A 16,933-nucleotide genomic window follows, 5' to 3' on the forward strand; every position below is an offset into this window, starting at 1 on the left:
CTTATTTGGTTACTGGTTTGGTTACTGGTTTGCTTGCTGGCTTATTTACTGAGTTGTTTACTGAACTGTTTACCGGTTCAGTGCTTGCTTTGTTAGCGGCTTTACTGGCATCGCTATCAACATAACTATCTAGTGTTTGGCCAAGTAAAAAATCACTTTTAGCTTGGTATTTATCATCAAACCTATCATAAACCTTAGCGCCATCAATAAAGACTTGCTCAGCTTGGGCATAAACGCTGAACGGATTAGTGCTCCAAACGACAACATCAGCCTTTTTACCCACCACTAAACTGCCAACTTCATCATCAATACCCAAAGATTTGGCGGCATTGGCGGTAATCCACTTAATGGCATCTTCTTCTTTTAAGGCAAAACCATGCTCATTGGCACGGTACATCACTTTCGCCGCTTCTTGGTTTAAACGTTGAATAGTTGTGCTTGAGTCAGAATGCACCACAGCACAAGAATTTTTAACCGCATCAACAATGGCAACATTTTCTTCAACCATGTCAAAAGCTTCCATTTTAAAGCCCCACCAATCTGGCCACATGGCCGCACAGTTGCCATTGGCAGCTAATAAATCAGCAATTTTATACGCTTCAATAGCATGGTGAAAAGTACCCGAGTGATAATTAAACTCATTACCAAGGTCAATCATTACCGCCATCTCTTCCGCTTTATAACAATGGTTATGAATTAAAATTTCGCCGTCTAAAACCCCCATTAAGGTATCAAGCTCTAGATCACGTTTTGGTGCTTTCGGGTTTTTGCCCGCGCTGTAGTCACTGTCATACTTATCCCAAGCACGCTGGTACTCCGTCGCAGCAAGCCAAGCACTGCGGTAACCGGCAACATTACCCATGCGAGTAGATGGTAATACTTTTCGGCTACCATAAACACGTTTAGGGTTTTCACCACAAGCCATCTTCAAACCATAAGGTGCCTCGGCAAATTTCATGCCTTGCATGGTTACACTGGGTACATTACGTAAAGTAACACCACGGCCACCAAATAAATTAGCTGAGCCAGGTAATATCTGTAGGGTAGTTACACCACCAGCACGAGCAGCTTCAAAGGCCGGATCTTGCGGCCAAACGCTATGTTCAGCCCAAACTTCTGAAGTATTAGGCGAGGTCATCTCATTGCCATCGGAATGTGATTCCACTTGTGGATTTGGATAAACACCTAAATGGGAATGAACATCAATGATACCTGGGGTAATCCACTTACCGGTCATATCAATAACCTTCGCCTTACCTGCGAGTAAGTCCTTACCTACTTGCATAACTTTGCCATTAACTAACAAGATGTCGGCATCATTTAAGCGCTCACCAGTACCGGTTAAGATAGTGGCATTGGTTAGTAAAATACTTTGCGCCGGTAGTGCTTGGTAAGTACTTGGGTAAGGATTTTTATTGATAACAACTTTAGCATCTTGTTTTTCATTGGGTAGACAAGCAGTTAAACCAAGTGACAACATACTGGTGGCGAGCAAGGTAAACATACTTTTATTATCAGTGATTTTTTTAGTGAATTTACCGTTAAAAAAACTGCGTGGTAATGACTTTTTAGGCATCTTAATTCCTGTAGCGAAACATATTGCCCAATACCATAAATTTATTTGGCTAAAACAACAAGGTTATGACGACAAACAATCAAAAAACTAGGTTTAATGACTGAGATTAAGCTCAAATCAGAGTCTGCCCTTACCCATGAGAAATTTTTTATAGCCATGTCACCGCAAAATGAAGCATTCAGCGTATCTAAACTGGTGATGGTTATTTTTTCTTAACGATAGAGAAAAGTAACGCTTTAATTTTTTTATAGCGAAAAGCTAATAAAATGAGGGTCAAGATAAAATAAAACAGCGGTGAAATAAGTTCAGATTTAACCGACCAATAAAAATGAATCGCCACCAAGACAGTTATAAGATAAGAAAAATTATGTAAGCTTTGCCATGATTTACCCATTTTCCGTTTAAGGCGGTTAACGGAAGTAATGGCCAGCGCAGCTAATAACACAAAGGCAATCATGCCAACTGTGATATAGGGGCGTTTAACAATTTCGTTAAAAAATAACGACCAAGCAAACTGCAAGTCAAAAGCTAAAAAATTCAATATATGCATAAAGGCATAACTAAAAGCATATAAGCCAAGTAAGCGTCTTACTGGCAATAAATAACCTTGTTTAAATTTTTTGGCCAGCGGTGACACAGTAAGCGTTAGCAGTAACAAGTTAAAAGCACCGATACCGGTAAAGTGAATCACCCGTTGCACCGGATCAGCACCGAGCAAATCATTAAAAGCCAGGGTATATAAATTGAACAAGGGCAAAAAAGCCGCTAGATGAATAACAACTTTCAACATAAATACTTTGTTCGCCGTGGCTATTTTTTTCTTCATACAACTAAAAGAACTGTCTTAAATTCATACCTTTATATAAATGAGCTACCTGCTCACCATAACCATTAAAAGCTAAAGTTTTAATGCGGTTGCGGGCAAATAAACCTCCCGTCGTTATGTGCCGTTCACTGGCTTGACTCCACCTTGGATGGTCATGCTCGGGGTTAACATTGGCGTAAAAACCATATTCCTTAGGTGCCAGCTTATGCCAGGTGGTTTGTGGTTGCTGACTTACTAACGTAATCGACACTATGGATTTAATACTTTTAAAGCCATATTTCCATGGCACCACTAACCGAATGGGCGCACCATTTTGCGGCGGTAAAGTTTTACCATATAAACCGACACTCATTAAAGTCAGTGGGTTCATCGCCTCATCAAGTCTAAGTCCTTCAACATAGGGGTAAGCAATACCACCGCCTAAGCGTCTATTGGCTTGTCCTGGCATCTGCTCTGGATCATCAAGGGTTTCAAACAATACATATTTTGCCGAGGCGTTAGGCACTACTTTCTTTAATAAGTCAGCCAAAGAAAAGCCGATCCAAGGAATGACCATGGACCAAGCTTCAACACACCTCAAACGATAAATTCGCTCTTTAAGGGGAAACATACTGGTTAGGTCATGGTAATCTAAAGTGATGGGCTTATCGCATGCACCACCAATAGTTAACTGCCAAGGATTAACGTTAAAGTTTTGTGCTAACTCTTGTGGTTGCTGCTTTTGTGCACCAAATTCATAGAAATTGTTGTGGGAAATAACTTTACTTTCAGGAGTAAGAATTAACTTATCGGTGTTTGTATCCGGTATGTACTTTAACGGTGTTGTTTTGAATTTTATTGGCTCATCTTTGGAGAACCAACCAGCGTTCGCATTAGCACTAGCAGTAGCTAACAAAGCACCCGCCCCTAAAAAGCCCATGCCCTTTAATAATTCACGCCTATTTAGATATACATCTTCTGGGGTTACATCGCTTTCTTTTAAATCGTAGCTCTTGGCTGTTTTTATAAGCACAGCTAATCCCTTATTAAATATGACAACTAGTAATAAGATAGGTTTTAGCTACATTAAATTTCAAAGCTGGCTCATTAAAGATATTACTAACATTTAAAATAAAAAAAGTGCGCCATCAATGGCACACTTTATAATAAGGAAAGTTAGCTTTAGTTTACTTATCTCAACTAAACTAAAGCTAAGTTTAACTAAAGTTAAGCGGCTTTAGTTAAGGTTTGTAAATGTGCTACCACATCACTTGACTCATATAACCATTGCACTTGACCATCTGATTTCTCTATACGTAGACAAGGTACTTTGCGTTTACCGCCTTCACGAATAAGCTCTTCACTAAAATCATTTTTACCACTGATATTACGTAGCTCAATCTTTAAACCTTCTCGTTTCATGGTACGGCGCACTTTTACACAAAAAGGACAAGATGGTAGCTGATACAAGCTTAAGCTTTGGGTTTTATCATCAATTTTAGCTTGTTCCTCTATCGCGCGTTTTGGTGAGCGCGGTGAAAAAATAAAGTTTAGTATTAAAATTAATTGCCCTATGGGCCAACGGATAGCTTTCATCAACATAATATTTAGTAACTCTTGTAAATAAGGTAATTTCTATATGCTTAATTAACACTTTGTTTAGGTTAACTATTAATATAGGTACTAGTGTTATAGGCGTTCAAGACACCAATTCTGGCAATTATTCTAACACAATTGTCAGACTATTATTTTGCTGACCATTGTCCTATTAATTAACTACCACATTAGGTCATCGGGAATTTGATAATCTGCATAAGGATCATCTTCATCCGTTTCTGCAGTCGCTAACTTATCGTTTTGCACTAGCACCATAGTATGGTCGAGCTCTGCGACTTTGGCAGCCGTTTCACTGGTAACAAGGTAAGTGACTTCATTTAAGCCACATAATGCCAAGCGGCCATTGACCAGTGCTTTATGGGTGATGGTATTAAGCGATAATTTTTTAACTTTATTATTGAAGGTATAGTTATATTCACTTTCCCCGCTAACACCTGTCAGTTGGTGGTGTTCAAGAATTTGCTTGATGCGTAATAGCTGTTCTTTAGTAGCAACCTCTTGTTTTTTAACATCATTAAGTGCGCTATCTTTAGCAACTTTGTCAGCTTTCGACTTAACTAAGTCTTGTTTTACTTGCTCTTGTAAACTCGCGCCATGATCAACACCGCTACGTTTTTGCTTATTTTTTTTACGTTTATCGGCATTTGCTTGACGCGTTTTTTGCCTGGTAGTTAAACCGGCTTTGAGCAACTGTTCTTGAAGAGAAGCCATGATAAATTCCTTACTGCTTTAGGCAATATGTGAGGCGAAAATTTTTTGCTATTCTACCCATATTTAAGCGTAAGTGCCAATTTAGGCGCATAAAGACTCCAGAGTAACGCATCAAGTATTATCCTGGCTAAAGAAAGACATTATACCAAGTCCATTAAGTTAGTTCCCGAAGGGCGAATTTAAAAACTTATCCACTGGCGTTATTACTTTTGATAAGGACTCGGCATGGATACTTATTAGAGAATGCAGACGGTACCTTATGTGGATAATGCCGGAGCAATGATCCTGAGTATATTCTCCTCAATAACCATTCTCGACCATCAATGCCTTGGCTCTAAGACTTTTAATGCCCGCTGAGTGAGAACAAGTTCCTTGGTATTGTATCGATTACCTACCGGTTGCTTTTATCCAGCAATTATTTTCCTAGACAGTCATGGCCTTTGCCAAGGCTTAGTTAATAAGACATAAATGGTAAAGTTTTACTGGTAATTCATCGACTAAAAATAGCATTATTGTCCTCTAACCGTGGTAATAACCCTATAATTTTGTCCTGGTTGATCCGATGATAACACCCAAAAAACAAGTAAACAACGAAGCCTTTCGTAATATTATAAAGTTCAGCTATGGGTTAAAGTGGTTAGCCAACCCCTGTATTTAAAATGGCCTATACTCATTGAATTCATTGATAACTAGCTTTTATAGCTGTTTTAAACGCCCGTATTATAACCACTGACATCTAAGGTATTCCGATGGCTAAGGCGCAAGTTTCATTTCCCTGACTTTCAATTGCTAGGTAGATGCGTTACTGTACAGGCGATCAATTATATGATTATAATTATTTCAAAAATATAATTTCAAATTTAAAGTAACAGGAAAGTAGTATGTCTCAAGCAAGTGCACGCCACATTTTAGTGGATACAGAAGAACAATGTTTAGCCTTGAAAACAGAAATTGAAGCAGGTAAAGACTTTACTGAAGTAGCTAAAGAGCATTCTAACTGCCCATCTAATGCCCAAGGTGGTGATCTAGGTAGCTTTGGCCCTGGCCAGATGGTACCGGAGTTTGATGCAGTTGTTTTTTCAGCACCTTTAAATACCGTACAAGGCCCAGTAAAAACTCAGTTTGGTTACCACTTATTAGAAGTAACTGAACGTAGCGAAACCTAGTCCAATAAAAAGTAAAATAAAAAGCTAGTTAAGCTAATGGTTTGTAAAAACTAAGTTTAAATAAAGAACATAAAAAAGCCGCAAAATTTGCGGCTTTTTTGTCTCTGTTTTCTAGAAGCTTAGGGCAGTAACAAGCTAGCTAAAAGTTGCCTGCATCATCCAGAAGAACAAAATGGATAAACCTGCACCTATAGGTAAAGTGACAACCCAAGAGATAACAATGTTTCGCACCACACCTAAGTTAATGGCGGCAATACCACGGGCCATACCGACACCTAACACGGCACCAACCAGAGTTTGTGTAGTTGATATTGGCAGACCTGCACCCGAGGCGATGACCACAGTACTAGCCGCAGCTAATTCAGCAGCAAAACCACGACTTGGCGTTAAGTGAGTAATACCTTGGCCAATGGTGGCCATTACTTTATGACCAAACAGCGCTAGTCCAGCAACAATACCAAAACCACCTAACGGAAGAATCCACCAAGCAATGGCTGACGTAGCAGAAATTTGCCCATCATTTTCAACAATACTTACCACCGCGGCCAATGGACCAATGGCGTTAGCAACATCATTTGAACCGTGAGCAAAAGCCATAGCACAAGCGGTAATTACCATTAATACAGCAAATACTTTTTCTACATTGACGTATTGCGCTTTTTTGGCAAGCGTTTCATCAAACTTCAAGCGACTAATCAATATTTTACCTATGATTGCCACGATAACAGCGACAATAATTGCTAAATAATAACCACCTGCGCCTTTGATTTCAAGGGTGACAATACCAAGATCGACAGTTTCTAAACCTATGTGTTTAAGACCTTTTTTGATGGTAACCAGTGATAAGACAAAACCAGCAAGAAACATATAAACAGGAACCCAACGCTTAGCTTGCTCTAATGGTTTATCGGTATCAAAAATCAATTTTTGTGCACTGTTAAAAATAACAAAAGCGATAACACCTGAGATAAGTGGCGTGACAACCCAGCTACCAACAATACCAAGAACCTTACCCCACTCAACAGCATCAGGGCTTACGCCTACCGCAGCAAAACCAACAATGGCGCCAATTATAGAATGCGTGGTAGAGACCGGCCAACCTAAGGCTGAAGCGATTAATAACCAGGTTGCCGCAGCAAATAATGCTGAAATCATGCCATAAACAAGTAATTCAGGCGTTTCGATAAAGTAACTAGCATCAATGATGCCTTTACGTATGGTTGAGGTCACTTCACCACCAGCAAGGTAAGCTCCGGCAAATTCAAAAACCATCGCTATAATAATAGCTTGTTTAATGGTTAGTGCTTTTGAACCAACAGAGGTTCCCATGGCATTAGCGACATCATTGGCACCAATACCCCATGCCATGAAGAAGCCCACAACAGCAGCAATAATGACAAAGGTGCCGCCTGAGTTAAGTATAATATCCATCAGTTAAGCCTTATTTCCTAGCAAGAAGAATTTCTAAACGTGCACCTACACGTTCAGCAAGGTCGGCTAAGTCGCCAACCCAATCAATAATTTGATATAAGAACATTACATCAACTGGATTCAAATCCTTTTCAATCGCTAATAAGTTTTTACGTAAAATAATTTGCAAGCTATCGGTATCATCTTCAATAGCGTCTAATTGGTTGATCATTTTCTCAACTAAGACAACTTCACGGCCACGAAAGCCCGTTTCTAATAAGTCATCTAGTTCATTAATGGCTTCAGCCGCTTTTTCGGTAGCATCAAGACAGCGCATTAGATAAGTAGAAAACTCTGCTTGCAAGCTAGTTGGTATTTCAAGTTTACGCCCTAAGATTCGGCCGGCAATATCTTTTGCTTTGTTGGCTATTTTGTCTTGTTGGGTAAGGAGTTCAAGTAAGTCAGCTCTATCCACTGGCATAAATAAGCCACCAGGTAACTCTAGACGTAATTGACGTTTTAAAGTATCAGCATCTTGCTCTAACTTAGACAGTTTACGACGAACTTTTGCCGCTTCACTCCAGTCATTTGCAAAACATGCATCAAAAAATGGGATAAGTTGTTTACTACATTTAACAACTATTTGAATATGTTTTTCTAACGGTTTTATTGGTGATTTTGCAAATACACCTATGATTGTATTTCTGGCCATAATTATGTTTCCAGTCTGTATAACTCTCGTCATTGCTATGCGCGGCGGATAGTAACTCATTTAACTTCCAATGTTAAATGCTAATATGAGCTTAAATGCATACCTATATTAGCTAACCACAACAGTGTTAATTTATATCCACTAAACTCTCGATTAGATCTTAGCTAATCAATTGAATTTAATGTTTTTTTTATTATTCATCTTTATTTAAATTACTTGGTAATTACTTGTTGATCGTTTAGAGATTTTTCATCTCTTCCGCCGTGCTATGACGAACCACCTTACCTTTAACAAAATAAATAATATGTTCACAAATATTTTGACAACGGTCGCCAATACGCTCTAACGCTCTAGCGGACCAAATAACCGTCATAACTTGCGGGATGGAACGTGGGTCTTCCATCATATAGGTCATTAATTGACGTATCAGCGCTTCATATTCACGGTTGATTTTGTCATCCATTTGATGAATTTTAATAGCAGCATCAACATCCATTCGAGTAAAAGCATCTAAGCTTAATTGCAAAAACTCTAATACCCGTCGACCTAAGTTATCAAGATTCACCAATAAGTATTGCTGCGAAGTGGAAAAGTTTTCTAGGGCGACTCGGGCTATTTTCTCTGCTTCATCGCCAATACGCTCTAAATCCGTAATAGTTTTAACGATCGCCATAACTAAACGTAAATCGCCAGCCGCTGGTTGGCGTTTGGCAATGATGCGGGTGCACTCATCATCAATACTCACTTCATAAGCATTCACTTGATAATCTTTACTTAACACTTGCTTCGCCAAGGTTACATCCCGTTGATCAACCGCAGCTAGTGCATCCGCTACTTGTTTTTCAACCAAGCCGCCCATATGCATAACATTATTAATGACCCGCTCTAAATCTTCATTGAACTGGCCAGAAATATGACGACCTATTTGTAAATTATCCATGGTGTATCCTTTTATCGGTATGTTCTTGCATACTTATCTACTTATTGCTAATGAGTTACTACTAGATTAGTTAACCATAACGACCCGTAATATAATCTTCAGTTTTCTTTTTCAATGGCGTGGTAAATAATGTATTGGTATCACTGTACTCGATTAAATCCCCCATATACATAAATGCCGTTTGATCAGACACCCGTGCTGCTTGTTGCATATTATGAGTGACTATTACCACAGTAAATTGCTTTTTAAGATCATTGATTAACTCTTCAATGACTAAGGTCGAAATGGGATCAAGTGCGGATGTCGGCTCATCAAGCAGTAACACCTCAGGTTGAATAGCAATAGCACGAGCAATCACTAAGCGCTGCTGCTGACCACCGGAAAGCCCTAAAGCGCTTTCATGTAATCTATCTTTCACTTCATTCCACAAGGCGGCACTGCGTAATGATTGCTCGGCTGCATCATCAAGATTTCTACGGTTATTTTCGCCCATAATACGTAAACCATAGACGACATTTTCATAAATAGTTTTAGGAAAAGGATTAGGACGCTGAAATACCATCCCCACTTTTCGTCGCAATTCGGCCACATCTACATGTTTGTTATAGATGTTATGACCATTAAGGTTTATTTCACCAGTGATATGACAATCATCAACTAAGTCATTCATACGGTTAATACAACGTAATAAGGTTGATTTACCACAACCACTTGGCCCAATAAACGCAGTGACCTGCCCCTTGGGAATCGACATGGTAATATTATTTAACGCCTGTTTTTTACCATAAAATAAATTTAATTTATTAATATCTAAGGCAACTTGCTCGGGCGGTAAATTATTTAAATCTAACGGGCTTTTAATTAAAGGGTCAGAGCCTGTAGCTAATACTTTTGGGCTTATAGAAATCATAATAGGTTTTTCTCTAATTACTTTTCATTGATCATTACTTGTCATTTTAAAAACTAATTTAAAATGACAAATTTAAACTTACTGTTTAAGCAACCTAGTGCTCTAACATCTTATATTTTTCCCGTAATCTATTACGGATTGACACGGCAATCATATTCAAGGCAACAATAATGCTGACTAAGAGTAAAGCGGTTGCAAAAACTAAGGGCCGCGCGGCTTCTACATTAGGACTTTGAAAACCAACATCATAAATATGAAAGCCTAAATGCATGAATTTTCGATCTAAATGTAAGAAGGGAAAGTTACCATCTATGGGCAAATTAGGCGCCATTTTAACCACGCCGACCAACATTAGTGGTGCTACTTCCCCTGCTGCTCGAGCAATAGCTAAAATAATACCGGTCATAATAGCAGGACTGGCGATAGGTAAGATAATCCGCCATAAGGTTTCAGCCTTCGTTGCGCCCAAGGCCAAGGAACCGTAGCGCATCTCCGATGGAATACGTGATAAACCTTCTTCGGTGGAAACTATGACCACAGGTAAGGTCAATATTGCTAGCGTTAGCGAAGACCATAATACGCCGGGGGTGCCAAAAGTGGGGCTAGGTAGGTTTTCTGAATAAAACAATTGGTCGAGTGAACCGCCCACTATATAGACAAAAAATCCTAAACCAAATACGCCATAAACGATAGACGGCACACCAGCCAAATTAATAACCGCTATGCGTAATAGCCTAGTGAAGGCATTTTTACCGGCATATTCATGTAAATAAATCGCTGCAATAACGCCCAAAGGTGACACTATGACTGTCATCAATAACACCATAAGTACGGTACCAAAAATAGCAGGAAACACCCCACCCTCAGTATTCGCCTCACGCGGATCTTCAATGATGAATGCCGCAATCTGACTAAAGAAGGTAGCCAGTTTTTCAAGCAAGGTAAGTTTATTATTAAAGGTGACTTTAAGGATGTATTCAAAATTAATAGAAACTAACTGCCCATCCATAGCACGCATAACAAGATGATCACGCGATATTTTTTCGCGATAGCCCATTAACTCTTGCTCTAACTTGGCATAGCGTTGATTTAAACTAACCACCTCACTATCAATCTCAGCTTGCACACTTGCGGTTAACTTATTTTGCAATTCATACTTACGCGTTTTTAAACGTAAACGTTCTAATTGATAGTTTATTGCACCGATATCAGACTTTTGTAAGTCATCAATCTGTTGTTGAAAATTTTCAACTCGCGTTAATAATGTAGTTAACTGATTGGCGTCAACTACTTTGCCGTCAACAACAACACTGTCAATGTAACCGTAAAAGTTACCATTAGTACGACGTTCAACCATGACCAATTCTTTTGGTGTTTGCGTCTTTTGAATGTAGTGACTTAACAACCAACGAAAGTCTAAACTGACTAGCTCTCGGTTACCGGTTTTGATCAATAAGCGCTCTAACATTTTTTGCTCTGGAGCAAGCACTAAATTTAAATGCGCTAATTGACCGACAGGTATTTCCTCTCGGTCATATATTTCACCAATAACAATACTCTTGACACCATTTTTATCGATGAGATCAAATTGGTAAAGTTGGCTTGGCCAAAAATATGACAAACCACGTGAAGCGATAAGCCATAACAAGCCCAGCACAGAGATTAAGCTGATACTTACGCCAGCTGCTGATAACCATATCCAGGGGGCGCCTGATTTGAACCATTTATTCATAAAATAACTCTTAAATTGGTAAATAACTTATTTTTTTAGACAATCAATATCACGTGAACTACATTGAACTGTATTTTTCACGTAAGCGTTGACGAACAATTTCTGCTGCGGTATTGAAAATAAAGGTAAATATGAATAATACAAAGGCGGCTAAGAACAAGATACGGTAATGGGAACTACCCACTTCGGCCTCTGGCATTTCTACGGCAATATTGGCGGCTAACGTTCTCATTCCTTGGAAAATACTCCAATCTAATATCGGCGTATTACCCGTTGCCATCAAGACAATCATAGTTTCACCCACTGCGCGGCCAAGTCCCATCATAACCGCGGAAAAGATACCTGGACTTGCGGTCAACAGCACTACCCCAACTAAGGTTTGCCATTGAGTGGCACCAAGCGCTAATGAGCCACTGGTTAAATGGCCTGGAACACTAAAAATTGCATCTTCAGCCATAGTAAATATGGTAGGAATAACAGCAAAACCCATGGCAATACCGACCACTAAAGCGTTCCTTTGGTCAAAATTGATACCCAGGTCGTTAGTAAGGTATTGACGCATATCGCCATTAAAGAGCATAGCTTCTAGCAGTGGTGATAGAGAAAATGCCGCATAGGTTGTCAATATTATCACTGGGATTAATATAATTGGCGCCAGGGTTTCAGGGAATTTATCTTTGACCTTATTGGGTAGTTTATACCAGGAAAAGGCCGTTAACAGTGTCACCAAAGGTAATAAAAGAAAGAGCATAAATATTGCCGGTAAATACTCTTCCATTAACGGAGCTAACCATAAACCCGCTAAGAAGCCTAAAATAACGGTCGGCAGTGCTTCCATCATTTCGATAGTAGGTTTGACTTTTTTACGTAAGCTTGGCGTCATAAAATAAGCGGTATATATTGCCGCACTTAAGGCAACCGGTACCGCAAATAACATCGCATATAAAGCCGCTTTAATGGTGCCAAAAGAAATAGGCACTAAAGAAAATTTAGCTTCAAAATCATCAGAGCCAGAGCTAGATTGCCAAATATAATCAGGCTCAGGATAACCTTCATACCAAACTTCTTGCCATAACGCTTGCCAAGTAACCTCTGGGTGCTCGTTATGAACACTGAACGTTTGTAAGTTTTGCTTATTGATATCGAGTGGATCATTACCATTAATGATTAAGCCATTTGCTCGCGGCGCTATAGCAAAGGCAGCAGGTTGGCTCGAGGCTAATTGTCCTTGCCATAAATGGGCAGAACTCGTGGTATAAAAGACATTGACCAGGCCACTGGTCGTCATAGTATAAAAACTTTTGCGGAACCGCTCGGTGTAAATAGCGGTTATCGCCGTTGATGTTTGCTTTTGGCTGTCATCATTGGCATTAAAACTTCTGATTTGTTTAAACTGGCGACCTGAATCTGTTGCCACTTCAAACCATTGACTGACGTGGCCACTACTATCACCCAGTAATACTGAACTACTACCAGAGAGCAAAGCCATTGAAGTAAGGTAAGTATCTTCGCTACTAAGAATAGGGGTAATCGTTGCTTTTAAGCTAACCTCGTCATCATCTTTTAACGAATAAACCCACACGGTTGAACCAGTGCGTACAAAAGCCAAACTCAAATCAGGCGTTACTTTAATTTCATCAACACCACTATTAACGATAGCGTCTGGTAAGTCTATTTGTTGATAATTTATTTCATAATCAACGTCATCGCCCGCACTGTCTGAGCCAAACTCATCATCAGCTATAAAGCTGGTTTTTATTAAACGTTTATCCTCAGTAAAAGCAACAAAGACCATTCTTTCGTCATCCAGGGCAAAAGCCAGATGAGGTAATTGCGCTTGTTGCTCATCTATCCTTAACGACTTTTGTCCTAAGGGGTAATTTACTTTAGCAATAATTTCCCGGGTATCATTGGCGTAGATGGCATGAAAGCTCGGCTGAACTAATAAGGTTTTACCACTGCGAGTATGGAGTAATTTATCAGCTGAAAAGGAATTCACCACACTAATAACCTGCTCTTGATTAAAAGCATCACTGGCAAAAAGAGACCTTGAAAGCGCTTTATCACCGACTGAAAACTGATTATTTGCGTGCTCCGCACTGGCGGTTAAATGATAAAAATGAATAGTACCCGTATCGGTAATTTGATAAACCAATTCTTGTAACTCATCGACACCGGTCGCTAACACTTTTTCATTCGCTGGTAAGTTAATACTGATATTAACCGCTGGCTCTATTTTAGCGGATTCAAAAATAGGCATAACGACATAAAGCAAATACAAAAAAATCAACACTAGGGTGAACAAAACGCTAATACCACCAAAGGTTATTAACCATTTTGCCAATGAATTTTTAACCGCCCGACTTCGGGTTGAACTAATAAGAGTTGCCACTTAATTAACCTTATTATTAATAAACTAACGACTAGCTTATCCAATATAGAGAATATGATAAAAATAACTGGGCAAAGTATAAGTCAGTTATGTGACATTTATATTACAGTAAAAAATTGCTTCACTAATAAATTGCCAAGGGCATAAAAAAAGCAGCGCCTCAAGTGAGTTGCTGCTTATCTAATACCACGGCTAAATTTCAACGTGACTGTTATTAACTTTGGTTATGACTCATGTCTTAGCTCAACAAGTTAATATACCAAGGCATGGCTTTATCTATGCCTTGTTGAATTTTAAATTCTGGCTCAAAACCAAGCAATGATTTAGCTTTAGCAATATCGGCTTGTGAATGCCTAACATCACCTGCTCTAAAGTCTCTATACGTTGGCGATTGTTGATACTCGATACCATTCGCTTGTAAAGCGATTTTTAAGCTAGCAAATAAACTGTTCAAGCTTGTTCTATCACCTAAGGCAACATTGTACACTTGATTCTTACCGGCAGCGTTTGCCGTGGCCGCTAAAATATTAGCTTGTACCACGTTTTCAATAAAACAGAAATCACGGCTGGTTTCACCATCACCATTAATCAGCACAGCTTCGTTCGCTATCATGGCAGCAGTCCACTTAGGTATTACCGCAGCATAAGCACCATCTGGGTCTTGTCTTTTGCCAAAAACATTAAAATAACGTAAACCGGTACAATTTAAGCCATAGGTTTTATAAAAAACATCCGCATAAAGTTCATTAACATACTTAGTAACCGCATATGGGGATAACGGTTTACCAATAACCTCTTCCACTTTAGGTAACCCTGGGTGATCGCCATAGGTAGAACTTGAAGCCGCATAAACAAAACTTTTAACCTTGCTATCTTTTGCCGCCGTTAACATAGTTAAAAAACCAGTAATATTGGCTGAATTGGTTAATAAAGGATCGGCAATCGATCGGGGCACTGAGCCGAGCGCCGCTTGATGAAGGATATAATCAACACCCTCTTCATAATGACTTAAAGCTTTATTACAATCACTCAGCTCTCTGATATCACCTTTAACGAAATGAAAATTTTGCCATTGCTGGGATGAAACCTGTGTTGCTACTTCATCCAAGTTGTGTTGATGACCAGTAGAAAAATTATCTAAACCCACCACTTTTTGATTTAATAACAGCAGCATTTCTAATAAGTTTGAACCGATAAATCCGGCACAACCCGTAATCAGCCAAGTTTTAGGTGAATTGATAAGTTCTTGTTTAATTTTTTGAAATTGAGTCATTTTCTTTTCCTTCAATGAGAAGCCCATGCGTTAAATAGTCCTTCTTTAACAAACTACCTTTAACTGAAAGTCAGCTAGAGCTGTTTTATGTCGCCTCTGTTGTAGTTTAGTGTTGCTAAGTGAACAAGCGAGACGCGTAAACCTAACGTGCATGGATGCACTAATGTCGTGGAGACAGGAGTCTAAGAACGACCATGGGGATCTACACAAGCTTCAGGATAATATGCTCCCAGCATTATCTAATAAAGTACATCCTGTACCGTCATGCTGGTGAAACTCGATTTTATCACTTCGGCAATATTCACCATAAAATCATATAGTTACAATGTAGGCATCAGTATTATGGAACAGAGCCTTTATGTCATATAGTTAGTTGAATTAGGCAAAATGAGATTACAAGCGAATATCTGCTAACTCTTTATCTAACATATATTTCAGATCGTAAATCACATGTTCTTTTTTCATCATAGCTTTGATTTTACTAGCAGTTAAAGCCTTAAACTGCTTGTGAGCTACCGCAAAAATCACCGCATCATAATAACCTTGCTTAGGTGATGAAATTAAATCGATATCATATTGTTTTTTTGCATCTTCAGGATTTACCCAAGGGTCGTAAACATCAACTTTAATATCAAACTCTGCTAATTCTGTGTAAACATCAACAACCTTAGTATTACGAATATCCGGGCAGTTCTCTTTAAAGGTTAAGCCCATTAATAACACATTAGCGCCATTTACCGGTAACTTGGCTTTTAGCATGGTTTTCACTAATTGTGATACCACATATTTGCCCATAGAGTCATTAATACGACGTCCCGCTAAAATAACTTCTGGATTGTAACCAATCGCTTGTGCTTTATGGGTTAAGTAATAGGGGTCGACCCCAATACAATGGCCGCCAACAAGACCTGGCCTAAAAGGTAAGAAATTCCATTTAGTGCCAGCGGCTTTTAATACTTCTTCGGTATCAATATTAAGTTTATTAAAAATCACCGCTAATTCATTAATTAAAGCAATATTGAGATCTCTTTGAGTATTCTCAATCACCTTAGCTGCTTCAGCTACTTGAATACTTGATGCTTTATAGGTGCCTGCGGTAATAATAGATTTATATAAGCTATCGATAAAATCAGCAATTTCAGGGGTAGAGCCTGAGGTAACCTTTAAAATATTGGTAACCCTATGTTCTTTATCTCCGGGATTAATACGTTCAGGGCTATAACCGGCGAAAAAATCTTGATTAAAAACCAGCTGACAATTACGCTCAATCTCAGGTAAACATACCTCTTCAGTAGCACCAGGATATACCGTTGATTCATAAATAACGATATCACCTTTACTCATCACTTTAGCCAGCATAGCACTGGCTTTGATTAACGGCGTTAAATCAGGTTGCTTGTGTTGATCAATAGGTGTTGGCACTGTGACAATATATATATTACAGTTTTTTAAATCGTCGACATTAGTAGAATATGAAATAAAGGCTGAATCGGCTAATTCATCACTTGATACTTCTAAAGTGAAATCATGGCCTTGCTTTAATTCCTCTACCCGTTTGTTATTAATATCAAAACCTAAGGTCGGATATTTTTTGCCAAATTCTACTGCTAAGGGTAAACCGACATAACCTAGGCCAATGATTGCTAAATTTACGTTTTTTAATGAATGCAACATACTAGGTCCATTTAA

Annotated in this window: 14 protein-coding genes; 1 reads left to right on the forward strand and 13 read right to left on the reverse strand. The window is 38.9% G+C overall.

Going from position 1 to position 16,933, the window contains the following annotated elements; translation table 11 throughout:
* Window position 1 precedes the first annotated feature (1 nt).
* The 5 genes from CMT41_RS12515 to CMT41_RS12535 all read right to left on the reverse strand — a co-directional run bounded on the left by CMT41_RS12515 (window position 2) and on the right by CMT41_RS12535 (window position 4,709).
* The gene (locus tag CMT41_RS12515; RefSeq protein WP_082606556.1) at window positions 2-1,504 is read right to left on the reverse strand and encodes an amidohydrolase; all 1,503 of its coding nucleotides are present in this window, start codon (window positions 1,502-1,504) and stop codon (window positions 2-4) included.
* Window positions 1,505-1,778: 274 nt separating this feature from the next.
* Window positions 1,779-2,402: a protein-methionine-sulfoxide reductase heme-binding subunit MsrQ gene (gene msrQ, locus CMT41_RS12520; RefSeq protein WP_058027445.1), complete on the reverse strand. Its 624-nt coding sequence runs from the start codon at window positions 2,400-2,402 to the stop codon at window positions 1,779-1,781.
* A gap of 4 nt (window positions 2,403-2,406) precedes the next feature.
* Window positions 2,407-3,414, reverse strand: a complete 1,008-nt coding sequence (gene msrP / locus CMT41_RS12525) for a protein-methionine-sulfoxide reductase catalytic subunit MsrP (RefSeq protein WP_058027446.1) — start codon at window positions 3,412-3,414, stop codon at window positions 2,407-2,409.
* Between the two features lie 194 nt (window positions 3,415-3,608).
* A complete protein-coding gene (locus CMT41_RS12530) occupies window positions 3,609-3,977 on the reverse strand; it encodes a glutaredoxin family protein (protein ID WP_057181719.1) in 369 nt (122 codons plus the stop codon).
* Window positions 3,978-4,157: 180 nt separating this feature from the next.
* A complete protein-coding gene (locus tag CMT41_RS12535; RefSeq protein WP_058027447.1) occupies window positions 4,158-4,709 on the reverse strand; it encodes a DUF2058 domain-containing protein in 552 nt (183 codons plus the stop codon).
* Between the two features lie 881 nt (window positions 4,710-5,590).
* On the opposite strand from CMT41_RS12535, the gene CMT41_RS12540 reads away from it, so the two are divergent.
* Window positions 5,591-5,875 carry a peptidylprolyl isomerase gene (locus CMT41_RS12540; protein WP_057181614.1) on the forward strand — a complete coding sequence of 95 codons (285 nt, stop codon included), beginning with the start codon at window positions 5,591-5,593 and terminating at the stop codon, window positions 5,873-5,875.
* 135 nt (window positions 5,876-6,010) lie between these two features.
* Here the strand turns inward: CMT41_RS12540 and CMT41_RS12545 are convergent, their stop codons facing one another.
* The 8 genes from CMT41_RS12545 to tviB all read right to left on the reverse strand — a co-directional run bounded on the left by CMT41_RS12545 (window position 6,011) and on the right by tviB (window position 16,918).
* Window positions 6,011-7,306, reverse strand: a complete 1,296-nt coding sequence (locus tag CMT41_RS12545) for an inorganic phosphate transporter (RefSeq protein ID WP_058027448.1) — start codon at window positions 7,304-7,306, stop codon at window positions 6,011-6,013.
* A gap of 10 nt (window positions 7,307-7,316) precedes the next feature.
* Window positions 7,317-7,997 (reverse strand): TIGR00153 family protein, encoded by a 681-nt coding sequence (locus CMT41_RS12550; RefSeq protein ID WP_057181616.1) that lies wholly within the window; start codon window positions 7,995-7,997, stop codon window positions 7,317-7,319.
* A 238-nt stretch (window positions 7,998-8,235) separates the two neighbouring features.
* Window positions 8,236-8,937: a phosphate signaling complex protein PhoU gene (gene phoU, locus CMT41_RS12555; protein ID WP_058027449.1), complete on the reverse strand. Its 702-nt coding sequence runs from the start codon at window positions 8,935-8,937 to the stop codon at window positions 8,236-8,238.
* A 70-nt stretch (window positions 8,938-9,007) separates the two neighbouring features.
* Entirely contained in the window at window positions 9,008-9,847 is an 840-nt protein-coding gene (pstB, locus tag CMT41_RS12560) for a phosphate ABC transporter ATP-binding protein PstB (protein ID WP_058027450.1), read from the reverse strand.
* A 94-nt stretch (window positions 9,848-9,941) separates the two neighbouring features.
* The gene (gene pstA, locus CMT41_RS12565; protein ID WP_058027451.1) at window positions 9,942-11,579 is read right to left on the reverse strand and encodes a phosphate ABC transporter permease PstA; all 1,638 of its coding nucleotides are present in this window, start codon (window positions 11,577-11,579) and stop codon (window positions 9,942-9,944) included.
* A 58-nt stretch (window positions 11,580-11,637) separates the two neighbouring features.
* On the reverse strand, window positions 11,638-13,971 hold the full coding sequence (locus tag CMT41_RS12570) for an ABC transporter permease subunit (RefSeq protein WP_058027452.1): 2,334 nt from the start codon (window positions 13,969-13,971) through the stop codon (window positions 11,638-11,640).
* Window positions 13,972-14,209: 238 nt separating this feature from the next.
* Entirely contained in the window at window positions 14,210-15,244 is a 1,035-nt protein-coding gene (locus CMT41_RS12575; RefSeq protein WP_058027453.1) for an NAD-dependent epimerase/dehydratase family protein, read from the reverse strand.
* 393 nt (window positions 15,245-15,637) lie between these two features.
* Window positions 15,638-16,918 (reverse strand): Vi polysaccharide biosynthesis UDP-N-acetylglucosamine C-6 dehydrogenase TviB, encoded by a 1,281-nt coding sequence (gene tviB, locus CMT41_RS12580; RefSeq protein WP_057181622.1) that lies wholly within the window; start codon window positions 16,916-16,918, stop codon window positions 15,638-15,640.
* Between the last annotated feature and the right edge of the window lie 15 nt (window positions 16,919-16,933).

Origin of the sequence: Colwellia sp. MT41, from assembly GCF_001444365.1 — a bacterium.
Taxonomy (GTDB): domain Bacteria; phylum Pseudomonadota; class Gammaproteobacteria; order Enterobacterales; family Alteromonadaceae; genus Colwellia; species Colwellia marinimaniae.